This is a genomic window from Marinicella pacifica (assembly GCF_014636635.1).
Taxonomy (GTDB): Bacteria; Pseudomonadota; Gammaproteobacteria; order Xanthomonadales; family Marinicellaceae; genus Marinicella; species Marinicella pacifica.
This window is the reverse complement of the sequence record NZ_BMEO01000001.1, coordinates 186,326-210,480: the sequence shown is the minus strand read 5'-3', so window position 1 is coordinate 210,480 and position 24,155 is coordinate 186,326. Positions and strand designations below refer to the sequence as shown.

22 protein-coding genes are annotated in these 24,155 nt (G+C 43.1%); 12 read left to right on the top strand and 10 right to left on the bottom strand.

Annotated elements, in window-relative coordinates; translation table 11 throughout:
- Positions 1 to 55: 55 nt before the first annotated feature.
- Entirely contained in the window at positions 56 to 832 is a 777-nt protein-coding gene (locus tag IEV16_RS00915; RefSeq protein ID WP_188363779.1) for an enoyl-CoA hydratase/isomerase family protein, read from the bottom strand.
- A 181-nt stretch (positions 833 to 1,013) separates the two neighbouring features.
- Here IEV16_RS00915 and IEV16_RS00910 point away from each other — a divergent pair, with 181 nt between their 5' ends.
- The 7 genes from IEV16_RS00910 (at position 1,014) to IEV16_RS00880 (ending at position 7,309) form a co-directional block, all read left to right on the top strand.
- Complete coding sequence (locus IEV16_RS00910) at positions 1,014 to 1,751, top strand: FKBP-type peptidyl-prolyl cis-trans isomerase (protein ID WP_188363778.1); 738 nt, start codon at positions 1,014 to 1,016, stop codon at positions 1,749 to 1,751.
- A gap of 18 nt (positions 1,752 to 1,769) precedes the next feature.
- The gene (locus IEV16_RS00905) at positions 1,770 to 2,411 is read left to right on the top strand and encodes an NUDIX hydrolase (RefSeq protein ID WP_188363777.1); all 642 of its coding nucleotides are present in this window, start codon (positions 1,770 to 1,772) and stop codon (positions 2,409 to 2,411) included.
- Between the two features lie 11 nt (positions 2,412 to 2,422).
- A complete protein-coding gene (miaB, locus tag IEV16_RS00900; protein ID WP_188363776.1) occupies positions 2,423 to 3,754 on the top strand; it encodes a tRNA (N6-isopentenyl adenosine(37)-C2)-methylthiotransferase MiaB in 1,332 nt (443 codons plus the stop codon).
- The gene (locus tag IEV16_RS00895) at positions 3,747 to 4,730 is read left to right on the top strand and encodes a PhoH family protein (protein ID WP_188363775.1); all 984 of its coding nucleotides are present in this window, start codon (positions 3,747 to 3,749) and stop codon (positions 4,728 to 4,730) included. Before miaB ends, IEV16_RS00895 begins: the two co-directional genes overlap by 8 nt.
- A 23-nt stretch (positions 4,731 to 4,753) precedes the next feature.
- Positions 4,754 to 5,197 carry an rRNA maturation RNase YbeY gene (gene ybeY, locus IEV16_RS00890; protein ID WP_188363774.1) on the top strand — a complete coding sequence of 148 codons (444 nt, stop codon included), beginning with the start codon at positions 4,754 to 4,756 and terminating at the stop codon, positions 5,195 to 5,197.
- Between the two features lie 592 nt (positions 5,198 to 5,789).
- Positions 5,790 to 6,440, top strand: coding sequence for a hypothetical protein (locus tag IEV16_RS00885; protein ID WP_188363773.1), 651 nt, complete (start codon positions 5,790 to 5,792; stop codon positions 6,438 to 6,440).
- A gap of 20 nt (positions 6,441 to 6,460) precedes the next feature.
- Positions 6,461 to 7,309, top strand: coding sequence for a class I SAM-dependent methyltransferase (locus IEV16_RS00880; RefSeq protein WP_188363772.1), 849 nt, complete (start codon positions 6,461 to 6,463; stop codon positions 7,307 to 7,309).
- Position 7,310: 1 nt separating this feature from the next.
- Here IEV16_RS00880 and IEV16_RS00875 read toward each other — a convergent pair whose 3' ends face one another.
- The 6 genes from IEV16_RS00875 to IEV16_RS00850 all read right to left on the bottom strand — a co-directional run bounded on the left by IEV16_RS00875 (position 7,311) and on the right by IEV16_RS00850 (position 16,463).
- Positions 7,311 to 11,852 carry a glycosyltransferase gene (locus IEV16_RS00875; protein WP_188363771.1) on the bottom strand — a complete coding sequence of 1,514 codons (4,542 nt, stop codon included), beginning with the start codon at positions 11,850 to 11,852 and terminating at the stop codon, positions 7,311 to 7,313.
- A gap of 115 nt (positions 11,853 to 11,967) precedes the next feature.
- Positions 11,968 to 12,696, bottom strand: coding sequence for a TIGR04219 family outer membrane beta-barrel protein (locus IEV16_RS00870; RefSeq protein WP_188363770.1), 729 nt, complete (start codon positions 12,694 to 12,696; stop codon positions 11,968 to 11,970).
- A gap of 55 nt (positions 12,697 to 12,751) precedes the next feature.
- Complete coding sequence (locus IEV16_RS00865; protein ID WP_188363769.1) at positions 12,752 to 13,762, bottom strand: alpha/beta hydrolase family protein; 1,011 nt, start codon at positions 13,760 to 13,762, stop codon at positions 12,752 to 12,754.
- A 39-nt stretch (positions 13,763 to 13,801) separates the two neighbouring features.
- A complete protein-coding gene (locus IEV16_RS00860; protein WP_188363768.1) occupies positions 13,802 to 14,179 on the bottom strand; it encodes a DUF2237 family protein in 378 nt (125 codons plus the stop codon).
- Positions 14,180 to 14,223: 44 nt separating this feature from the next.
- On the bottom strand, positions 14,224 to 15,900 hold the full coding sequence (locus IEV16_RS00855; protein WP_188363767.1) for a M28 family peptidase: 1,677 nt from the start codon (positions 15,898 to 15,900) through the stop codon (positions 14,224 to 14,226).
- 137 nt (positions 15,901 to 16,037) lie between these two features.
- Positions 16,038 to 16,463: a hypothetical protein gene (locus tag IEV16_RS00850; protein ID WP_188363766.1), complete on the bottom strand. Its 426-nt coding sequence runs from the start codon at positions 16,461 to 16,463 to the stop codon at positions 16,038 to 16,040.
- A 182-nt stretch (positions 16,464 to 16,645) separates the two neighbouring features.
- On the opposite strand from IEV16_RS00850, the gene IEV16_RS00845 reads away from it, so the two are divergent.
- Positions 16,646 to 17,110 carry a hypothetical protein gene (locus tag IEV16_RS00845; RefSeq protein ID WP_188363765.1) on the top strand — a complete coding sequence of 155 codons (465 nt, stop codon included), beginning with the start codon at positions 16,646 to 16,648 and terminating at the stop codon, positions 17,108 to 17,110.
- 32 nt (positions 17,111 to 17,142) lie between these two features.
- Here the strand turns inward: IEV16_RS00845 and IEV16_RS00840 are convergent, their stop codons facing one another.
- The gene (locus IEV16_RS00840; protein ID WP_188363764.1) at positions 17,143 to 18,165 is read right to left on the bottom strand and encodes a succinylglutamate desuccinylase/aspartoacylase family protein; all 1,023 of its coding nucleotides are present in this window, start codon (positions 18,163 to 18,165) and stop codon (positions 17,143 to 17,145) included.
- Between the two features lie 250 nt (positions 18,166 to 18,415).
- On the bottom strand, positions 18,416 to 18,676 hold the full coding sequence (locus tag IEV16_RS00835; RefSeq protein ID WP_188363763.1) for a hypothetical protein: 261 nt from the start codon (positions 18,674 to 18,676) through the stop codon (positions 18,416 to 18,418).
- A gap of 371 nt (positions 18,677 to 19,047) precedes the next feature.
- Here IEV16_RS00835 and IEV16_RS00830 point away from each other — a divergent pair, with 371 nt between their 5' ends.
- From IEV16_RS00830 to IEV16_RS00815, 4 genes are all read left to right on the top strand, one after another.
- Complete coding sequence (locus IEV16_RS00830; RefSeq protein ID WP_188363762.1) at positions 19,048 to 19,833, top strand: MBL fold metallo-hydrolase; 786 nt, start codon at positions 19,048 to 19,050, stop codon at positions 19,831 to 19,833.
- A gap of 91 nt (positions 19,834 to 19,924) precedes the next feature.
- Positions 19,925 to 21,139, top strand: a complete 1,215-nt coding sequence (locus tag IEV16_RS00825; RefSeq protein WP_188363761.1) for a winged helix-turn-helix domain-containing protein — start codon at positions 19,925 to 19,927, stop codon at positions 21,137 to 21,139.
- 3 nt (positions 21,140 to 21,142) lie between these two features.
- Positions 21,143 to 22,246, top strand: a complete 1,104-nt coding sequence (locus IEV16_RS00820) for an alkene reductase (protein ID WP_188363760.1) — start codon at positions 21,143 to 21,145, stop codon at positions 22,244 to 22,246.
- Positions 22,247 to 22,524: 278 nt separating this feature from the next.
- Complete coding sequence (locus IEV16_RS00815; protein ID WP_188363759.1) at positions 22,525 to 22,974, top strand: helix-turn-helix domain-containing protein; 450 nt, start codon at positions 22,525 to 22,527, stop codon at positions 22,972 to 22,974.
- Between the two features lie 24 nt (positions 22,975 to 22,998).
- On the opposite strand, the gene IEV16_RS00810 is transcribed toward IEV16_RS00815, so the two are convergent.
- The gene (locus tag IEV16_RS00810) at positions 22,999 to 24,000 is read right to left on the bottom strand and encodes an NADP-dependent oxidoreductase (RefSeq protein WP_188363758.1); all 1,002 of its coding nucleotides are present in this window, start codon (positions 23,998 to 24,000) and stop codon (positions 22,999 to 23,001) included.
- Positions 24,001 to 24,155 lie beyond the last annotated feature (155 nt).

The following is a 24,155-nucleotide window of genomic DNA, read 5'->3' as shown; positions in this document are numbered from 1 at the left end:
GAAAAAAAGCCCGATGCGAGTCGGGCTTTTTTTAGGATTGAATTATTGATTTACGTTATTGGCCGGTGAATTTAGCCTGACGTTTTTCTAAAAAGGCTGCGGTGCCTTCGTTTTTGTCTTCTGATGAACAACACACACCAAAAGCTTTGACTTCATAATCCAGCGCTTCGGACATGCCGCATTCGAGACCACGGTTAATGCTGTCAATAATCATGCGCAAAGCAATGGGTGCCGAATTGACCAGTTGTTCCGCCACTTTATGTACGGTTTTCATCAATTCGCCTTGTGGAACAACCAGGTTAACCAGGCCCATTTGTTCGGCTTGATCGGCTGACACCATGTCACCGAGCAGGTTCATTTCCATGGCTTTGCCTTTGCCCACCAGACGGGTCAGGCGTTGGGTGCCGCCGAAACCCGGAATGACACCAAGCTTGATTTCAGGCTGCCCAAAGCGGGCGTTGTCACTGGCGATGCGCAAATGACAAGCCATGGCCAGTTCACAACCGCCGCCCAGTGCAAAGCCATTAACAGCCGCGATCACCGGTTTGCCGCAGTTTTCGATGGCATTAAACACTTGCTGGCCATATTGGGCAAATTGCATACCGGTGATGGCATTTGTTTTGGCCAGTTCATTGATATCCGCGCCTGCCACAAAGGCTTTTTCACCGCTTCCTGTGATAATAATCACACGCACGTCTTCGTTTTGTGCCGCTTCTTCGGCGGCTTGTTTTAATTGACTTAGGGTCTCCTGGTTAAGCGCATTGAGCTTATCGGGACGGTTCAAGGTGATGGTGAAAATATGCTTGTTCAGTTCAGTCAGTACGTTTGCCATGGCTCCTCTTGAATAGATGAAAAAGCAAATTATACCAAGCTTCACCGAAATTAGAACGTCAAGTGCCGATAAAAACTTTGTTTAAATAAACCCTGAATCGGAACTTATTAATCCCGGGCCTGTCTTGTTTTACAACTATTCGTGGCGTAAAATACGCCGCTTAATCAATCTGAGGTACGGAATGAAACAATTACTCACAGTGACATTACTCATCATGTCTTTAGCGGTTTTTGCTCAAAATGAGGCAAGCCAGAAAGAATTGCCTAAAAGTGCAGATATCACGTTTGACAAAAACATGACTTCCTACGCGGTGGGTTATCGCATGGGCTTACAAATGGCGGGACGCAAATCCAGTGATTTTGAGTTGAATATTGATCAGGCTGTGGCCGGTTTAAAAGATGCGGCCGCTGAAAAAGATCCGAGCTTTGAGCGTGAAAAAATGGCGGAAGAGTTCGCTAAGTATCAGCGTAAACTTCAGTTGTTCCAGGCTGAACAATACAAGAAAATTGCTGATGACAACAAAAAGCGCAGTGACGAGTTTTTGGCTCAGAACCGGAAGAAAACCGGCATTAAAGAACTGGCTTCGGGCATTCAGTACCGTGTCATCGAGGAAGGTTCCGGCAAAAATGCTTCTCTGGATGACACCGTCGTGGTGCATTACTCAGGCAAGTTAATCGGTAACGATAATTTTGATAACTACCAAGAATTTGACAGCACTTATGACCGCGGTCAACCCTTAGAAATGGACATGTCTAAAGTGGGTATGAAAGGCTGGAAAGAAATCATACCGATGATGCAAAAAGGAGACAAATGGCAAGTCTTTTTACCCCCTGAAATGGCTTACGGCCAACAAGGACAAGGGCCTATCGGTCCCAATGAAGTACTGGTCTTTGATGTTCATTTGGTTGACATTAAATAAGCCTTTTGACACAATTATATGACCAAAGGCAAGTGTAAAAACTTGCCTTTTTTGCTTAAGTCAAACAAAACATTGGATTCTCAGTTTAAACAGCATATACAAAAACACCTTAATCAACAATTGATTGCCAAAGATGTTTGGTTCGGTTCGGCTTTGAACAGCGAGCGGGCCGCGGCGGTGTTGTTTCCTTTTTACTGGCGGGATGGTGAGCCTTGGGTTTTGTTAACTCAGCGCCACAGTCAGCTTAAACACCACTCTGGACAGGTGAGTTTTCCAGGCGGTGCCTATGAAAACCAAGACAAAAACATCCGGCACACCGCTTTGCGGGAAACCGAAGAAGAAATCGGCGTGCCCAGGTCGCGTATTGACTTATGGGGTTTTTTGGACAGTGTTGAGTCCATCAGTGGTTTTTACGTGACGCCGTTTGTCGGTGAAATCAAACAAGCTGATCATCTGAACTTGTGTGAAGATGAGGTGGAGAGAACATTTGGCGTACCCTTTGCTTATTTTCAAGCGCCTCAAAACAGAATTAATCACCGCATTAAAACCGGCGACGGGGTCAAAGAATATGCGGAATTTACGTATAATGGTGACGTGATTTGGGGTTTAACCGCCCAAATCATAGTACAATTGGTCAATCGACTGAAACCCAAAACATAATCTAAATCAAGATGAGTGGAAAAGTATTTATCAAAACCCACGGCTGTCAGATGAATGAATATGATTCTGACAAAATGCGCGATGTGCTTATGGCTAATCGCGGTATGACCGTGACCGACAACGAAGAAGACGCAGATGTGATTTTAATCAATACCTGCTCAATACGTGAAAAAGCACAGGAAAAAGTTTTTTCACAATTAGGACGTTGGCGAAAATTAAAAGACAAAAAACCTGAGCTGGTCATTGGAGTCGCCGGTTGTGTGGCGTCTCAGGAAGGTGAAGCGATTATTAAACGGGCACCGTTTGTGGATTTGGTGTTCGGCCCGCAAACCATTCACCGGTTACCACAATTATTGGATGAACGTCAGGCTCAAAACAAGCCGCAGGTGGATATCAGTTTTCCTGAAATTGAAAAATTCGACAATTTGCCCGAGCCACGTAAAGAAGGACCCACTGCGTTTGTCTCGATAATGGAAGGTTGCAGTAAATATTGCAGTTTCTGTGTGGTGCCTTATACCCGTGGCGAAGAAATTTCCAGACCGTTGGACAGTGTACTGGAAGAAATCATGAAATTGGCCGAGCAGGGTGTGAAAGAAGTGAATCTGCTGGGTCAGAATGTCAATGCTTACCGCGGCCTGTCTCACACCGGCGACGTGGTTGATCTGGCTTTGTTGATTCATTATGTGGCCGCCATTGATGGTATTGAGCGGATTCGTTTTACCACTTCTCATCCAACAGAGTTTTCTGATGGTTTAATTGAAGCGTACCGAGATGTCCCTGAACTGGTGAATTACCTGCATTTGCCGGTACAAAGTGGTTCAGACCGGGTGTTGTCGATGATGAAGCGTAACCACACCGCCCTCGAATACAAACAAAAAATCCGCAAACTGCGGGAAGTGCGGCCCGATATTTCTTTATCTTCTGATTTTATTGTCGGCTTTCCCGGTGAAACGGCCAAAGACTTTGAAGACACCATGAAGTTAATTGAAGACATTGGTTTTGATCAATCCTTCAGTTTTATCTATTCAGCGCGTCCCGGCACGCCGGCGGCTTCCCTGCCGGATAATACGCCCCTGGACGAGAAAAAAGAACGCCTGCAGCGCTTACAAGCCACCATCAATGATATGGCTGCTAAAATTTCACAAAATATGGTCGGCACCACCGAAAAAGTGCTGGTGGAAGGCACCTCTAAATGGTCTGATGAAGAGCTGTCCGGTAAGACAGAAAATAACCGGGTGGTGAACTTCGCCGGACCAAAACGTCTGATTGGGCAGTTGGTGGATGTCAACATCACCGAAGCATTACGAAACTCATTACGAGGCCGTGTACATATTAATGACTGAACAACCAAAGCAACCGAACAACACAAACGAAGCACCCGATAACAACAGTGTCCGTAAACTTAATTTTCCTGATATTAATAATGGCAGTTTGATTAATCTTTATGGTTTACATGACAGCCATTTAAAAATGCTGGCGAAGCACACCGGTACAGACATCAAAGCCCGCGGCCAGAATTTTCAGATTTCAGGCGAGGAAGCACAGGTGAATCAAGCCGTGCAAATGCTGAACCTATTGGCCAAAGAAGCCAGAAAAGAAGCCCTGAATCCGGAAATTGTGCACGTCATTCTGGCCGGTAACGCCACCAAACCGGATTACCAGCCACAAGATGTCGCCATTCGTACCAAAGCCGGCGTGATTACCGGACGTTCTGATAACCAAAAAGCCTATCTGCATAACATCGTCACCCATGACATCAACTTTGGTATTGGTCCCGCCGGTACCGGTAAAACTTATCTGGCGGTGGCTTGTGCGGTAGAAGCCTTTGTTACCGATCGGGTGCGCCGTTTGGTGCTGGTCAGACCGGCGGTAGAAGCCGGCGAACGGCTGGGATTTTTGCCCGGAGATCTCAGCGAAAAGGTCGATCCTTATTTACGCCCATTGTACGATGCCCTGTACGATATGCTGGGGCATAATAAAGTCGAAAAAATGCTCGAGAAAAACGAAATTGAAGTCGCGCCGCTGGCTTTTATGCGTGGTCGAACCTTAAACGATGCCTTTGTGATTCTGGATGAAGCACAAAACACCACGATTGAGCAAATGAAAATGTTCCTTACCCGCACCGGCTTTAACACCACCGTGGTGGTGACCGGAGACATCACCCAGATTGATCTGCGCCCCGGCGAGCAATCCGGTTTAAAACATGCCATGAATATTCTGCAAGATATTAAAGGCATCAGTTTTTCCTGGTTTAAATCCAAAGACGTGGTGCGTCATTCACTGGTGCAAAAAATCGTTGACGCCTACGATAATCAATAATGATTATGAATCCAATCGTGTGAATGATACAACTTGATCTTATCAACGAAGATAATCTGCCTGTACCTGATGCTGACCAGTTCCAAAACTGGCTGAATCAGATCGCCAAAAAACTCAATATCAGCGGCGAAGTCTGTATCAAAATAGTTGATAAAACCGAAAGCCGGGACCTTAACAGCACTTACCGCCAAAAAGACAAACCCACCAACGTCCTGTCTTTCCCGTCAGAAATTCCCGATTTTGTCGACTCAAACCACCTTGGCGATCTTGCCATCTGCGCGCCCGTTGTTGAAGAAGAAGCCTTAGAACAAAACAAATCCATCAACAATCACTGGGCCCACCTCACCATCCACGGCTGCCTGCACCTGTTAGGCTACGACCACATCGAAGACACCGAAGCCGAAGCCATGGAAGCCCTGGAAATTGAATTACTGGCTGAGTTGGGCATAGAAAACCCGTACATCTAACTAAATCACGATGTATTCGGGCTTGATTCGGATACCCAAAATCGCTATCTAGTCCACTCGATCGCGATACTCATACTTCTTCGTAGGCTAATTTACGAAGCTAACAAACGTGAAGCTTTTCAAGCGGCATATTATGATCTGTTGCAAAGGAAGCGAATAAACGAGGAGCAGATATCAGTGTGGACTTTATAAGCACTAAACTCCTTTGGAGTTTAAGCTGTGGTTTGTTTGTTGACAATTTAAATTCTACACATACAAGATAATTAAAAAATCAGGTTGGTAATCGAATTTAAAAGGTGTGTTCTTGGGACTTACGCTTCCGCTCACGGCCTTAACGGACATTCCGTCACGCTTATTCGCCTGCGGCGAAACCGCATGACTTCATTTACCTGGCCTAACCGGCTCGGCGGGTCGTGCTGCTCAGCAGCACTCCTTTGTGAAAACGTGCACACATCTGATTATTGAGTCTATTAATAATTGTGTTTTTCTCACAGTTTATATAATATATCTGACTTTTATTATAAAAGTTGAAGCTGTTGCCTTAGCTAAAAAACGCAACTCAGAAACTGCTTCGCACCAAGAGGAACAATCAATGAAAAAAGTAATCACCACCATGAGTGCCATAACAATTGCGGCACAGTTTAATGGTGCTCAAGCAGAACAGACTGAACAGTCACAACCGGTTTATAATGATTTGCAAGTAGATTATGCCGGTGAAAATAATTTTCAAGGCAGTGGTTTTCTTGATTTGACCGTAGGGAAAACAGTTGAACTTATAGCAGATAATGATGCCAGTGGCACAGTGACGACAGGTGATACATTGGCCTATCGTATTGAAGTTAGTAATAACGAAAGTTTTGGCGTAAATAATGTTTATTTATATGATTACTTGGAGACTAAACTCAGCTTAAACGTAGGTAGTGTTTTGACCAGTGATGGTACTGTCGTCTATGGAAATAATCAGAATGATAATGAATGGCAGATAGAAGTGGATATTGATTTTATCCCAGGAGGATATTATGCTGTCGTTGAATTTGAAGCTGAAGTGGTTAATCTGAACCCTGGGCATAATGTGATTTACAATGAAGCAGTGGTATATGGTATTCCCGGTTCGCCTTACTTTTCTGATGATCCTACCACCAGTGAACCGGATGACCCGACCTTAATTGATGCTTATGGCGCTTACCCGGATTTAATTTTTGATGATGGCTTTGAAGGGTCAGCCAGTGGTGGTTTCTTTTAATTACACTGTCTTTAATTGCCATGGAACGCTATACCACGGAACATCTATTTCATCAGTGGTACGAACACTGGCATCGCTATTTCTGGGTTTTACCGCTGATAAAAGATCTGCAGCTTGCTGATTTGGCCTGTGGTGAAGGTTACGGCGCCGCTTTATTGGCACAACATGCGAAACATGTTACTGCCTTGGATATCGATGCGGCCACCATTCAAAAGGCCCAACAAAAATATCCTCAAGATAACATTCGCTTTGTTTGTGCTGATGTCTTGAATACCGGCTTGGCTGCGAATCAATTAGACTGCATAACATCGTTCGAAACCCTGGAGCACCTGGCGGAGCATGAAGCTTTGTTGTTTGAGTTTAAACGGTTATTAAAACAAGATGGGGTTTTGATTATATCCACGCCTGATACCGATGTTTATAATCCAGAAGACAAGCATAACCACCATCATGTTAAAGAACTGGATCGCGTTGAGTTTCAAGGTTTATTATCCAGGCACTTCGCGCACAGTGCGTTATTTGGTCAACAATTACAGTTGGCGTCAGTAATTAAACCAATTGATAACCAAGCAGAAAGTGTTACTTTACAAGCTAAATGGGTTCAACAAGGTAAAGAGTTTACCGCTCATAAGGATATTACTAAACCTCAGTACTTACTGGCTATTGCAACGGATTGTGAGCAAAATCTTGAGAAATTCAAACATCTTGGTGGCAGTTGCTTCAATGACAGTGAGAATAGTTTGTATAAGCATCACGAACAGCAATTACAGCGATTACAGTCTGTCGATAAAAGAATGCCTGAATTAGAGCAGCAAGTTCAACGGCAAGCCACCATCATTAATCATCTTAAAGCCCGATTAGGTTTGTGATTTAAAGTTTAAATACAGCTTTCCATCGATCCAATTTACGCTCTAAAATATGGTTATTAATGACCCAATCGGACATGTTTTTGCCATGTTTCTGGATTTTAGACGGCGCCTGGCACAGTGACTCAATACAGTTAATCCATTCATCAGGTTCATTGTTTAATTGAATCGCCGGACTTGAATGATAAGGGGTCACGTTAGAGCAAATGACAGCCAGCCCTAAAGCACCATATTCCAATAATTTCAAATTACTTTTGGCATGATTAAAGGGGTTGTCCAACAGCGGTGCGATACCGATATCTAATTTTATTGAAGGTAAGACCTGGTGGTATTGAGCAAAAGCCACTGGCGGATGATATTCAATCCAGTCAGAATTAACCTGAGTTGGTTTATCACCAAAGAAGACCCATTGGATTTGGTCTTTGGTGGCTTCAATAACAGGTGTCAGCCAGGCCAAATCAGCCTGGTGTTGTCCCGCGCCTGCCCAGCCAATTCTTAATCTGTGCTGAGGCCGAGGCTTTGCTGTGTGAATCGGCCAAATTTGTTCAGAAATGTTGTTTGGAATGACTGTTATGTCAGCATGTAAATCCCGGTATTCAGTGGCCAGATACTCGGTGCTGACAATCACCCGATCCGCCAGTTTAAAGGCGGTTTTAAGTCTGCTATTGATGTCTTTGGGGATTTTCTCAGCCATTGGGTTATATTTTGGAATTTGGGTCAACAAATCATCCAGGCTTAAAATAATGGGGCATTCTAATTGCTGCTTAAATTGTTTTATATGTGCCAACTGAACATCTGAAAAACAATGGTGCAACAATAAACAGTCGGCTTGCATCTTGTTAATTTCATAAGGAGTCGGGAATAGTTGAGCCTGATTTTCAGGCAGAAATAAAACACTGGCCTCACCGGCCGCAGCAAGGGCTGATAAGGGTGATTTTACCCGATAGAAACCACTGGCCCATGAATCGTGGGCATAAGCGATGATTCTGGGTCGATTTTTGGGTGTTTTAAAGGTACCAAAATTGACATCCAGCTGGTTATTTCTTCTGTTACTGAAAGCGGCGGAGTAGATGTTAGGTGGCTTGAATTGTTGAGACTTTTTTATGATGTCCTTTCTTTCTGATTCCAGAGATGCGCCGGCTACATTTGTGGCGTGGCTTGGTAAGCCGGATTTGAGCAGTCCCGGCACCTTAGCTAAAGCCATCCGGTAATCATGTTGATTCAATAATTGTGACAATAAGAATGTAGAATAGTGGTTTAAGTCCGGCAATTGGTCCTGGATGGTCAGCCAGGCACGGCGTGTAATTAATAGGCAATCTTCATCCAGTAAATTATGTTCAATGGGGTGATTATCTGGATGGAATGTGGTGTCTGCGACCACACCTTTACCATAAAAGAATAATCCGCCACCTAATTTGTTGCCAATTAAATGGTGTTTGTTTCGGCTTTTTGCAGCTGCCGGAGATACCGCATCCAAGCTAAATTCAATGCATGCATTCAATAAGTGATTGAGACACCATAAATCATTGAAGATGACATTATCATTTAATAATAGTAGCTGTTCAGCGCCTGATGATTCCAGATGCTGTTTAATCAGGCTTGGTTTTTGCTTTGTATCAGCTAAGGGGTAAACCACGACATCATCAGATTCCACAGTTTTCAGTGCATCACTAAAAAGTATTATTGTGCATGTAAATAAACCATTTTGTGCCCGTAAATTCTGTATTAAAGGTTTAATTTTATCGGCAGGCCTGGTACTTTTAATCACCAGCAAAATATGTGATGAGCGTATGCATGATTCAGAGGGGGAGTCTAATCGCTTCCAGTTTTCCACCCAAAGCTGATCTGCTAAGGCGTAACTGTAATGAGGAAAATAATGGATGGCTGACAGACCGGATAATTCAATGGTACGTTGCAGCCAGGTTTGCAGCCATGTCATGGTATGGTTTAGATTTTGAACTGCTTTCCACACATCATCATGGGTTAAGGCCGGATTAATCAGCATAGCACCGACAGCTTGGTTGTTGGCGCGATGATTCAACCAGGAAAATTGCTGTTGGAAATGGGGTGCATACACATGTTCACGTTGATTGATTAAGGCAAAGTCTGCTAAACCAACCGCTGTTTGTGTCTGCTTGAAAGCCGTCAGCCAATTGCCCATATTATCATTGATAACTGTGCCGGCCAGTAGTATCAGTATCGGTGTGTTCTGAGTCTTTTCTTTATAAGATAACTGCTTAATATCAATCAATTTCGGTGATGATAGATAGTGCTTAAGACTGTCTTGACTACGTTCAATGTGTGTTAATTGTTCACCAATAATACACACCCGTAAGCCGGCATCGGGGGTGTTCCAATCGGGTTCCGCTTCCAGTGTATGCGGCGCATCTAACCACTGAGCCATATTTTGATAGGCACTGTTTTTAGGTGGATTTAATAAATTATCCGTGCTTGCAGCAAGAGGTCGGATGGACGCAGCGGTCACACTGGTATAGATGGCCTGCAACTGTTTTAAGTCACTTGCCTGGCTTGTGTTCTCAAAGGTGATTTCCGGTAGAAATTCTGGTTCGTGCTGATGCTTGATAAAGTATTTGATTTTTGCCGCTAAGTCATCGGCATTGCCGGCCTCGAATAACAAGCCGTTATTATGATGCACGCGTTCTTGAAAAGCACCAATCTTTGGTGCAATGACCGGGATACCTGCCTGTAGGGCTTCGGATAAAGTAATGCTGTAAGATTCCGGAAATATTGAGCACAGTACCACCAGATCAATATTTTCTAACAATTTAGGTAAATCAGATGACTTAAACGCGCCGCTGCATTGGATCCCTTGTTGTTCAATGGTGGTTTTAAAAGTTTGTTCCACACCTCCAATGATGTGCCAATGAAGCGATGGCTGGTGGGTGAACTGACGTTGGGCTTCAAGATACACATACGCACCTTTAAAAGCGGTGAAATGTCCCAAATAGGCAATATGGATGGATTTTGAGCCAATCTTTCTTGCTGAGGTATTGGGGGTTAAGAAGCAAGGTGCAAGTACCCGGTTTTTGCCGATGGTTTTCAAAAAGCGTTGTTGATACTGTTCTTTGAGATAATGGCTGGAATAATAATTTTGTAGACTTCCGGCGAGAATGGCATCCCAGATTTCGATCCGTTGGTGCATATAATCAGATTGTGGGATTTGGTTAAATCTGGTTTTTTGTTGGATACATTGTTGGCAGAGTTGGGCAGTGGCCGACATATGATTTCGACCACAAAAGCGGTCTTTCCCGCCCTCAGCCCTGAGCATACTGTATATTTGGCACAAGCCAAAATGATCATGAAAATAAAGCACATAGGGGACATCATGCTGCCGGCAGATCAGTGGCCAAAGCATTGAACCGATGCCAACCAGCGAATGAAAATGAACCACGTCATATTGTCCGAAAAGTAGCAAATTAGCAAAATTCAAATCCAGCGTGGTATTGAATAAATCTGATCGATGGGTATAAATAAATCCTTGTGCCCGGGTTGGTTGTAATTCAATAAGATTTATCTCTGTGCCGAGTTGGGCTTGGACCATGGCTTTGTTTTGAGGGTCTTTGAAAGCGCCAGTCAAAACATCGTGTTGACTGTCTTTGCTTAGTTTTCGTAGCAATTGAAGCGTAAACAGCTCAACCCCGCCTTTATTCTCAAGACCATGGACCACATGCAGTACTTTTATTTTATGGTCAGTTTTCTTGATGAATTGGTCAATATGCCTGACAAGACTTCGCTGGATAAAAGCTTGAATTTCCGCGTTATAACCGGGCCAGCGTAATTCCAGTAGTTTTTGATGTTGTTGTTTAAGTTCAGTGGCGGTTTGATCAAAACTCTGTGAGCCCTGATGATAAACAAAAGCCGCAGGCGCAGCGGCGATATGATAGCCGGCCAATCTGATGCGCATAGAATAATCACACTCTTCACCATAGCCGGGCGCATAATAGGCATCAAAACCGCCTAATTGTTGAATAATTTTACGTTTGATCAACAGACAAAAACCAACCGCTGTTGGGATGTCAAACCACAGGCCGTTTAAAGATTGAAGTTGCTTATGTTGCCGGTGATTTTTTAAGCTCAAAATAGTGGCATCATCAGACAAGGGGCAGACAGCCCCGATGCGTTCATCTGCGGCGATGGTTTGCATTTCAGTCAACCAATTAGCCGTCACACGAGTATCAGAATTGAGCAACACAACATCATGTGAGCTGTTGGCCATGGCTTGATTGACATTGGCGAGATAACCCATATTTTTATTATGGTGTGTTACTTTTATATGTGCATATTGTTGTTCAACTGCATTTAAGTAGGGTTTGACCCTGGCATCGGTGCTGGCATCGTTATAGATATAAACGGGGAATCTATAATCGGTATGCGCTAATACGCTTTTGATACATTCTTGCAATGCTTCATAGCCATTATACACAGTAATGATGATATCAATATGAGTAGAAGCAACTGCATTATCAGCAATTGTGTTGAGACCGGTGTGTTGCTTAATTTGAGTTAAATGTGACTTCCAGTTCATGTGGCTGATTATAGTGTCGCTTAAAATAAAATGAAGATAAAAGTCACAATTTAAGCCTGAATATTACAACAGGCTTTAATCTGTCAAAAAGACGTTATGAGTGAATTCAGCTTAATTAGAAATGCACATTCACACCCAGGAAAAACCCCTCTAAACGCTGATCGTAGAGTAAATTGACATTATCGCTTACGTCAAAATCTACATCCAATACCCGAAAGCCGAGGGTGGCGCCAAGTCCCATTTTGGTTTCATAGTTCAGGCCCATTTCAAGGTCGGTGACATCGTTACTGCCTAAACTGAGTGCTTGAAGACTGCCATAAGCGGATAGGCCGGTAAATGGTAAGTCAAACTGGCCTTTGGCATAGAGTAAAGGAATCCATTCATCGATTTTTATGCGATTCTGAACCATGGCCTGAACATGGATGGGTTGATAGCCGTCAAAATATTTAACACTCGCGCCAACATCTAAATTAATCCAGTTATCAAGCAACTCATAATACAAAATTAATTCGTTATGACTTAAATCAACAGCGGTTCTCGCTTGTACGGTTTGGGGGTTGCCATCCACACCAAGTATTTCCATGGTTCCAGAGGCCTCACCCGTGAGGGTGTTGTGCTGGATTTTAGCATTGGGTATAAATGGAACGGGATGTTCCAAGGCAACGTAAAATATATTGCCTTTCTCAGAATTTTTTTCATCAGTAAAATTGACTTGAATACCATCCGCCAAATCATGTTGCCAGTAATTGTAACCGGCGTAAAGCCCAAGGATGGTGTCGGCTTTAACGTTTGTTAATCCTGTGATCAGTAATAGACAAGTAATCAAGGTTTGCGTTATTTTCATGGCTTTATTTCTTTATAGATTAATTGGTTGATTTTTTTAGCTAATTGAATAGGGTTTATAAGTGATCACGAAACCATTTGACCAGTTCTTTGTTTGCCCGAGTTTTATTTTTTGAAAGTGTGTGATTATCACCTTCAAATAAAACAAGTTTATGTGGAATGTCGTGCTTTTCCAAGGCCACAGCTAATTCTTTAGAGTGGCTTACATCGACACGCGTATCATTGGTTCCATGCATTAATAAAACAGGAACATGAGTTGGCAACTCATCGACCCATTTTAAGACGGAGCGTTTTTCTAATTCAGCCACTTTATCTTGTTCATAATTTGGAATCCGTGCTTTATATACCCGTTCCATTTTCGGTCGCTCTTTAAGCCCTTTTAATAAATCAGAATTTCCTGCAATGGTGGCAACGGCTTTGATATTTTTCGATTTTTTCAAAATCAAAAATGTTTGCATACCACCACGGCTGGCTCCATACATACCGATTCTTTCTGGATCAGCTGACTCAATATCGGGGATGAATTCTAATAAGGATATAACATCCTCAACATCAGCACCGCCAAACTCATCACCCACCGTTGATTGTGGCATAAATGTACCTCGATACTGGCTGCCAATTATAATGAAGCCTTCAGCAGCGATTGGAAATAGGTTACGCATCATGGAAGCAAAAACAACACCACCAAAATTTTCATTACCACCCCGGTTATAAATAAGAACCGGGAGTTTATTTTGAGTCGATTTCGGTTTAATAACATAGCCATTCACTAAATGGCCGTTCACAGTGTATTGAAAGTTTCGACAGGCTAATGTGGCTTTATACTGATTAAATTGTTCTTTGCCAAACATTGAATCAAGAGAAGCCATGAATTTTTTAAGTTGTTCTTCTGATTTTATTTTTCTGGCATTTTTTTCTTTTATGGATGTGCGCCATTTATCATAGTCAGAGAATGTACCACCAAAACAATTCCATTGATGTTTTATTTGATCGCTTTTAATTATTTCTTCTGCGTGAATAGACATTGAAAGCAGAAATAAGATAATTATTGTAATCGTTTTAGGCATAAAGACTCCTTTTTAATATTTTCATATTTTTAAATCAGCTTATTGCACATCAAGGGCAAATTCCTTAAGTATTTTAATATCCACCACTTCCATGGTTCGAAAGTGGGTGCTTCGTGTATAGACTTTGGGTGCCTTGCCGGCTTTATAGGCGTGCAGCCAGCGGGTGGCGCATAAGCACCAGCGGTCGCCGGCTTTTAATCCGGGAAAATCAAATTCTGGATTGGGCGTGGTGAGGTCATTGCCTTGCAGTTTGGAAAACTGCAGAAATTCGTCGGTTAATTGCACGCATACCGTGTGGATGCCCATGTCTTCTTGCGAAGTGTTACAGCAACCATCACGGAAAAAACCGGTCAAGGGGTCAGTGCCGCAAATCTCCAGTGGTTCACCATAGACATTTAAGCTTTCATATTTCGTCATATTAATGGTCTCATTTTTGTTTTCTCACAAAGCGTGCTGAAGCTTTAGTGGGTGTTGTTCAGCTGCTTATCACGGATTTCTTTGAATTCCGTGCCTTCATTCCAAGCAGGCCAGTCGTTACTATTAATAATGTCTAAACCGGTGAGGAAATACAGCCTGAGGTCTTCGACTGCACCATTAAGGTCCCAGCTTTGATTGTATTCATCGGACGGTGCATGGTAGTGCTCGGCGGTGTATTCGGCTTCTTTTTGTCGCCCATAGCTTTCACCTTTTTCTTTGTGATTGATGCCGTTGTTGGGGTACAGCATCGGTACCCCGTATTTAGCCAGTTCGAAATGATCGGAGCGGTAATAATAGCCATTTTGGGGCATCGAATCGGGTCTCAGAACTCGGCCCTGGTTTTTCGCGTTTTGCGCCAAATAATCATCGAGCTCGCTCATACCGTAACCAACCACAGTTACATCATGGGTTGGCCCGAAATTATTCAGGCCATCCATATTGAGTCCGGCCACGGTTTTCTCGAGCGGGAAAACAGGGTGGGCGGCATAATAAGCCGAACCAAGTAAACCTTGTTCTTCGGCGGTGACCGCCATAAACACAACACTGCGTTTGGGTGGTTCCGGTAAATTGGCATAGGCTTTGGCCAGTTCAATCAGTCCGCCGGTGCCAGTGGCATTATCCAAAGCACCGTTATAAATATTATCGCCGGGTAGATTTGGATCCATACCCAAATGATCCCAGTGTGCCATGTAGATAAAAACTTCATCCGGTGATTCAGTGCCTTCAATCATGGCCACCACATTTTGTGAGTTCAGTTGTTCCACTTTGTTTTTGATGGTTGCCGAGGCACTTAAATTCATGGGTATGGCTTTAAAACCCCGGGTTTGGGCGGCGGCATACATGTCCTCTAAATCTAAACCTGATTGATTAAACAATTTTTGTGCGGTGTCTTTGGTCACCCAGCCTTCAACCAAAGCCAAATCATCGCCTTTATTCTGTCTGACCATATCAAACTGCGGACCGGTCCAGCTGGATGCCACGGTTGACCAGGGATAAGCAGCTGGTTTGGTGTCATGAATAATAATGGCTGCGGCGGCACCCTGACGGGCGGCTTCGTCGTATTTATAATCCCAGCGACCGTAATAGGTCATGCTGTTGCCGTTAAATAAGGCTTCGTCCTGGGTGGCATAGCCCGGGTCATTGACCAGCATCACCACGGTTTTACCGGTGACATCAATATTGGCATAGTCATTCCAGTTTTGCTCCGGGGCATAAATACCATAACCGACAAACACCAGCTCACTGTCATCAATAGAAACGGAATCAGTTTGATGACGGGTCCAGATAACCTGTTGCTTGGCGTAGTCTAAGGTTATATCCTGACCTGACTGGCTTTGGATGGTTAACGATGGTTTGTTCACGGCTTCAACCGAAGTCAAAGGTACCGCCTGGGTGTAGTTGTCACCATTGCCGGGTTTTAGACCGGCGTCTTTAAATGCTTTAATCAAATAATCAACCGTTAATTCTTCACCCCGTGTGCCGGGTCCGCGGCCCTCGAATTTATCAGAAGCCAGGGTTTTAACGTGCTTAGTTAAGGCCTCAACTGAGATGGCCTCGATACCGGCTTGTTCTTCTTGAGTCAGCGATGAGTTATCTTGTTTAACAGACTCATGACTACAAGCCATCAGCGCTAAAGGCAGTAAAAAAAGACTCTTTTTCATGTTATGTGTGCTCCTGAATGATCTGAAATTATCTTAAGGTGATGGCCTAAACTAATCAAGAATAATACGTGTTTATCAGATAATTAAAAAAAACGGGCTCGAAGCAAGCGGTAGAGGTTCAATTTGTGGAAAAACTGTTATTGAGGTAACTCTATAATAAGTTTTTTCACATCAGCTAAAAATTTCTTTCTTATGTGAAAATACCGGCCGTGAGAAGTGGGTTTGTTATTGTTGAATTGAGATGGCATGTTATGTTCAGAATCAAAAAATACAATTGAAACCTCATCATCCGGTATGGGCAAAGGTTGACCTGTGCCACAAGAGAGGTTTGTTACATAGGAATATGTTGGAATGACTTTTCCTTTAAATGTAAGTTCGCCTTTAAGCACTTCCTCTACTTTAATAAATTGATTCGTGTGTTCACTAAAAACATCACCGATAACAATCAATTCAGAACTCTTTACATACTTCGGCAACATCAGCCTTGAGTGTTCTTCAGAACCATTGACGATAACCGCTTGGGCTGAAAAGCTGATAATTAATAGCATTAAAATTCTGTACATGGATGCTATGGCAAAAGGATTAAAGTTAAGTTCAATTATTCAACTTGTTGGGGTCGTCGGCTTTAGCCGACTTTTATGACGGCTAAAGACAATTTGATTAAATTTGTGAATCTCAGGTATAACGCAAAGAATAGCCCCATTAATCATGGTAATATCTTGATTATTAATCATATGAAATCATAATGAAAAACAAAAAGTCAGTTTTTATTGTTCAAATAATAGCCATCATAACAGCAGCCATCGCGCTGTTTTCGCTGCCGGGTTTGGTCAGGGTTATTTGGATGGAATTGGGTTATTCCCCACGCAGTGATGCCATGTCTGAAATGTATGTTTTGAATTTTTTGTGGATGATGTGGTTTGTTCTGCTACTTATTTTAAAAATCGTCACTGCTTATGGCCTGTTCCGAATTCGGGCTTGGGCATGGAAATTAGCCATGATCGTATTTTCTGCTGAATTTCTCAGTCGACTTTACGGCATATTGTCTATACCCGGTGAACCGCCTACTCTAAATCACAGTGAAGGGGGCATAATTGAATCTTTTAGTAGCTGGCCAATCTATATTCACGCAGTAATACCACTTATTTTTATAATTGTGCTTTTTCAGAAACCCATTAAAAAACGATTTAGTAAGACCGACACAATTTAATCAAATAACCCTGTCTTATTTTAGTTCATTCCTTACTCATAACGATCCTGCATATGTTCAATACTGGCTTCGACTTTTTTGGGTTTGTTGAAGTAAGCGATGTGGTAAACGGCTTCGCCTTCTTGTACCAGGGGAATATTTTGTTTGCCGATAATAATACCGTCGGCATGGCTCAGGATTTTGGATGAGACATCGCCTAAAGGCTTTTTAATTTCTGCCAGCACATCCTGTTCATACACCCGATCACCCAGTTGTTTTTTATGAATCACAAAGCCACTGTCTGAGGCCCGTACCCAGCCGCTGTTTCTGGCCACAAAAGGTTCAACCGGTGGTTTTTTGGACTTACGTTTGGGCAGCATATTGAGGTGTCTTAAAACATTCATAATGCCTTTAACGCCCACCTTAATCGACAACTCATCGAAACGCAGGGCCTGGCCTGCCTCATACAATAACATCGGGATGCCGTGTTCATCGGCACACTGACGCAAAGAACCATCTCTTAAATTTGAATTGATTAAAACCGGTACGGCGAAGGCTTTGGCCATTTCACAGGTCACCGGATCATCTAAATTAGCCCTGATTTGCGGTAAGTTGCTGCGGTGAATGGCACCGGTGTGCAAATCGATGCCAAAATCACATTTTAAAACCACTTCCTGCATAAATAAATAGGCTATGCGTCCGGCCAGAGAGCCTTTGGCCGAGCCGGGGAAACAGCGGTTTAAATCTCTGCGATCAGGTAAATAACGACTCTGATTCAAGACCCCAAAGGCATTGACAATCGGTACCGCAATTAGAGTACCGCGTAATGCATTGATGGAGCGACTGTTAATTAAACGGCTAATAATTTCAATACCATTGAGCTCATCGCCATGGATGGCGCCACTGACAAAGATGGTTGGTCCCGGTTTTTTACCACGTTTTACATAAATGGGAATCGACATGTTGGTATCGGTGTATAAACGCACCGTGGGTAATGCGATTTTTTTGGTTTCGCCCGCTTGTATTCTGTGACCACCAATAAGGAGATCGTCTTTCGTGTTGTCGTTTTGCTTCATAGCTTGAATTTGTCCGTGGGGGTTGCACAAATTTTGGTATGTGTTTTGTGGATTATAAAGTTTATTGAATACCTTATGTGAGAGGTATTTATTTTATCACCGTATTGAGTCTGGTAAGTGCTATTTTTGCTCACCTTGAAATTCGCATAAAGCACCTTTCAAGGGGTGTTTTGAATACACCAAACATAATATCCAAATATTATTAAAATATTGAGACGAATGCTTAGATGAGATGAATTAATTCTCTGATTTATGGAATGGTTATGGCGTCTTCGTTTCTGAAATTTAACAACCAATGATAAATATCATGGCCGGCGCTTAAATCATAGGTTCGGCGCCAGGAATTGTGACCGACACCCGGGTATATAACCATGCTGATATCTTCCAGGGGTGCCGGGCAGGCGAGGATATTATTAATGGGGTTAATGGTGCCACTGGCACCAACAGTACCATCTTTGTCACCATGAAAAGCCCACAAGGGTGTGTTCTTGGGACTTACGCTTCCGCTCACGGCCTTAACGGACATTCCGTCACGCTTATTCGCCTGCGGCGAAACCGCATGACTTCATTTACCTGGCCTAACCGGCTCGGCGGGTCGTGCTGCTCAGCAGCACTCCTCAGTATTTTTCCAAACCACAGCCAACATTGTTAAAAACCGCCTTGTTTCGATCTGTGTGTTGGTGCTTTTGGCGAGGTGGTTTCAACTGTTAATGCTGCTTATTACCCGCTGGAATTAACTGTAAATCAGACATTTCGAAACTATTTAACAGTATATCGTCTCAATTTTGGTAAGCTATTCCATATTAAGCTTAACTATAACTAATGTTTAACTGAATCGGTTTACTCATTACATTCAAAACATCAAATCACAATCAAACCAACATGAAAGTCCACCATTTAACCGGCTATATCCAGTCTATATATCTCGTTGAATACCCACATGGCTTATTACTGCTCGATGGTTGCTGTCGGGCTGATGTCACCATGTTGAGTGAATTTATAGAGCAAGACCTGCAACGTCCTCTGTCGGATTTAAAAACCCTGATCGTCACCCATATGCATCCGGATCATGCCGGTGCTGCGCATAAATTACGCCAATTAACAGGCTGTGTGATTGTTTCTGCTGATAAACCCCAGCAATGGTACCGTGGTTTTAATGGATTGCTAATGCATTGGATCGATATGGCGTTGACTGTTTTTGTGGCGCGAAAGCTTAAAAAGCCCTGGAAGAACGTCTTCTATAGTCGAAAGCTCAAACCCGATGTGAAAGCCAAAGAAGGTAATCAAGTGCCCCATTTCCCAGACTGGGTATTGTTGGAAACCCCCGGTCACACCGATCGTGATTTATCGGTTCTGCACAAAGAAGAAAACCGGGTGTATGTAGCCGATTTAATGATTAAACTTAAGCGCGGATTTATCGCGCCTTTTCCGGTGTTTCACCCCAATCAATACCGCCAATCCTTACGCAGAATTAAACAGCTTACACCAACTAAAATCATGTTGGCTCATGGCGGTATGTTGCAAATGCAAGACGTGGATTTTAATCACATGATGAATGAAATGATTGAACAGGCACCCAAATTACCGCGCACACCGTTAAGGGCTTCGCTGCTTAAAATTAAAAGGGTTATGGGTAAAATCGACACAGACAAAGACAATAAACTTTAATTCAATTTTTGATTCGATTTCTTGGGCATAAAATTATGGTTACATTGTATTATGGTCTTGATAATCACAATCATAATAGTCAAATACCTCTATGATTAAAATTAAACGCTCGCAAGAACTGGCGAAGTTACGTCGACTGGCTCTGGCTGGTCAGGGTTTATTACACAGACAGCCCTTTGGTCAGGGCTTGTCTGGCGTGCGCAATGCCATTGAACATTTAGGTTATGTCCAGATTGACACCATATCGGTTGTCGAGCGTGCGCATCATCATGTTTTGCAGACGCGGGTACCGGGCTTTAAACCGGATATGCTGAATCAACTGTTGCTGGATGGTGATATATTTGAATATTGGTCACACGCCGCGGCTTTTCTGCCGATGGTTGATTTTCGTTTTTCCTTACCCTATAAGCAGGCCATTAAAAGCGGGCAAACCCATTGGTACAAAAGTCCGGATAAAAAACGCATGGCAGAACTGCTCGATCGGATACGCATCGATGGGCCATTACGTTCCCGGGACTTAGACTCAAAGCGCACGACAGCTAAAGGCTGGTGGGACTGGAAACCAGCGAAAAAAGCCCTGGAGCAATTGTATATGCAAGGGGATTTAATGGTCTGTGGTCGCGAGGGGTTTCAAAAAGTCTATGATTTAACGGAACGGGTTATACCTTCAGGTGTGAACACAAGTCAGCCAAGCACGGAAGAATTTGCCCAGCACCTAATCGAGCAGCAATTACGCTGCCATGGTTTGGTTTCTTTAAAAGGCATCACGTATTTACGCCGAAATAAGGCGCTGAAAAAAGCAGTGGAAACTTTACTTAATGAAGGTTTAGCGCAAGGCCAACTTGAGCAGATTAAAATAAATTCTGGTGAAGGGTTTTTCATAGAAGCTGGTGCACTCGAAAAACATCTACCCAGAGTCAGCAATCGATTAAAAATACTCTCGCCTTTTGATAATGCCGTAATCCAACGCGACCGCCTTAAAGCCTTATTTAATTTTGATTATAAAATTGAATGCTATGTCCCGGAAGCTAAACGTGAATATGGATATTTTTGCCTGCCATTACTCTTTAGAGACGAATTTATCGGCCGTATAGATTGTAAAGTCCATCGTAAAACCCAACATTTAGAGATTAAATATGTGCATTTTGAACGACACAATTCTGATGAAGTTTTGGTTGTTTCGGCTTTTATCGATGCTATTAAATCATTCTGTCAATTTCAACAATGCAATCGTGTGACTTTGAACCAGGTTAAACCGAAGTATCTCACTCAACGATTACGCGATTCACTTAAACAAATGGAGTAAGTCATGGATAACAAACAACCCCTTTTAACAGAATATCCACTCGGTGATATCACACTAAACAATCGGGTGGTCATGGCGCCTTTAACCCGAAGCCGGGCCGATAATTCGGGTAAGGTGCCGAATGATCTGATGGTTGAGTATTATAGTCAGCGGGCGTCAGCCGGTTTGATTATTTCAGAAGGCTCGCAGATTTCAGAGCGGGCGGTTGGCTATATTAATACGCCCGGCATTCACACTGATAAACAAGTGGCGGGTTGGCAAAAAGTAACGGATGCGGTTCATGCCAAAGGCGGTAAAATATTTTGCCAGTTGTGGCATGTGGGGCGGATGTCGCATCCGGATTTTCATGGCGGTGAGTTGCCGCTGTCCGCATCTGCCGTTAACCCAAATTCCCAGTCTTTTACGCCGGATGGTTTTAAAGACACGGTGACACCGAAAGCCATGGCCATCGATGAAATTAAGAAGACCATCAAAGATTATGGCCGGGCGGCTAAAAATGCCATGGCGGCCGGTTTTGATGGCGTTGAGATTCATTCTTCTAATGGTTATCTGCTGCATCAGTTTTTTAGTCGAACGTCCAATCACAGAACCGATGAATACGGTGGTTCAAAAGAAAACAGGGCGAAAATCCTGTTTGAGGTGATTGATGAGATTAAGAAGCACATGCCTGAAGGTCGTATTGGATTACGTCTTAACCCGTCATTGCATGGTATTTTTGGGATGACGCTCGATAAAGAGAGCATCCCGACTTTTGATTATGTCGTCGATAAACTCAATGACTACGATTTGGCTTATCTGCACCTGTCAGAACCTTTTAACGATGTCAGTGATGTGCCGCACGCTGAACCGAATATTGCCGAGCATTATCGTCCACTTTATAAAGGCACTTTAATGATCAATGCAGGATTTAACCAAGAACGCGGAAATCAGGTGATTGCCGATGGTCTGGCTGATTTGGTGGCCTTTGGTAAATTGTTTATCTCCAATCCTGATCTGGTCGAGCGCTTTGAAGCAAACGCTGAAATCGCACGCTGGGATGAGGATACGTTTTATACCACTGGAGCCAAAGGTTATACGGATTATCCTGTGCTTGAAAAATCTGAATAAAAAGTTTTCATTGCAACCAAGCTATGTTCTTTGATTTACAGCGCATCTATGAAGATATTCGGTGTAAAAAGTGATTGTAGCCGCGACCCTCGCGGTCGCCCTGTACGGCAATACAAATTTACCAACGCTTGGTTTGAAAAGAAGCTAAATTCTGTTGCGGGTAAGGCAGGGCAAGCCTTGACGGCTCGGTGACGCATAAATGGCGTCAAACTTTGCAGGTGTTCATGTTTTAATTTGTCGTCTAAAATATTGAACATCATCTGATTATGAATAATGAAATGAACATCGACATCGAAAAACTTAAAAAACAACGCCAACAGAAAGGCTGGACTCAGCAACATTTAGCTGATATCAGTGGTCTCAGTTTAAGAACTGTTCAGCGTGCTGAATCAGTCGGTCGTGTTTCTGTTGACACCATTAGTGCGCTGTCATCAGTATTTGTTGTTGAGCGTTCGTATTGGACAGCTGAATCATTTTCTAAAAAAGAGAAACAGGAAATAATTAATAAGGGCTGGCGGATTGCGCTATTATCTATAGGATTAGCCCAGATTATTTCACTGTTTCTGGTGTGGCTTTTTGTTGGATCAATAAACAGCCTGTGGCTAAAAATGATTTTAGCCACTTGGCTTGTCGTGGGTTTCTGCTATTTTGTGGTTCGTTTAACGGCTCAACAACACGGTCTTGATTCATACCGGGCATTTAAAACAATGCGAGATAAGTTGCATTAAAAAACAGTACGGGTTAATCGCTGGTTAAACCTTCACCACCATTTTGCCTTTGTTTTTACCTTTAAACAGGTCTAAAAAGGCCTGGGGGATGCTGTCAAAACCTTCGCGGATGGTTTCAGTGTATTTTAGTTTGTCTTGTTGTAACCATTCGGCCAGTTGCCGGATGCCTTCGGCGTGTCTGTCGACGTAGTCAAAAATAATAAAGCCCTGCATGGAGGCGCTGTTTTTGACCAGGAAAGGTTGCGGGCTGATGCCTTTCGGGGCTTCGGTGTTGTTATAAACCGCAATGGCACCACAGTTTATGGTTCTGGAGAACTTGTTGATGTTAAATAACACGGCGTCAGAAATTTCACCGCCGACATTATCAAAATAGACATCGACACCGTCGGGACAGGCTTGACCAATGGCTTTCACCATGTTGTCGGTGGTGTTGTAGTTAATACCGGCATCAAAACCAAAATCTGATGTCAGCATCTCGATTTTCTCATCGCTGCCGGCAATACCAACCACCCGTAAGCCCAGTATTTTGCCAATTTGACCAACAACACTGCCAACAGCACCGGCTGCACCGGAAACCAGCAGGGTTTCACCTTTTTTCGGTTTGCCAATATCAGTGAGACCAAAATAAGCGGTTAAACCGGTCATGCCTAAAATGCCCAAATAGGCAGATAGGGGTGCCTTGTCAGGATCAACTTTTATCAGACCGTCGGTTTTTAAAACCTGAGTTTCTTTCCAGGGCATCATACCGGAGACAAAATCACCGGCTTTAAAATCATCATGGTTAGATTCGATGACTTCTGCAATGATTCCTGATGCCATAGGTTTCCCGATCTGAAAAGGTTCAATATAAGAGGGTGCATCGCTCATTCGGCCTCTTAAATAGGGATCGACCGAAACATAGCGGGTGCTCAATAAAACCTCGCCATCTTTTAATTTAGGCACTTCTGAGGTGGCAAATTCAAAGTCTGACATGGTCGGCTTGCCAACCGGTCTGCTTTTTAAATTAATTGTTTTTGTGGTTTGCATGGTTTCTCCTTTACGCATTATTATTTTTGAATTAAAGATAACAGCCCTAAATATTATCCACGGAACGTGACAAACCTTCTGTATGGTTTTAAATAATAGAAAGGACAGTTTTGTTATTTATCATTATAAGCTTTTGCTTGTGAAGTTTAAGTAAA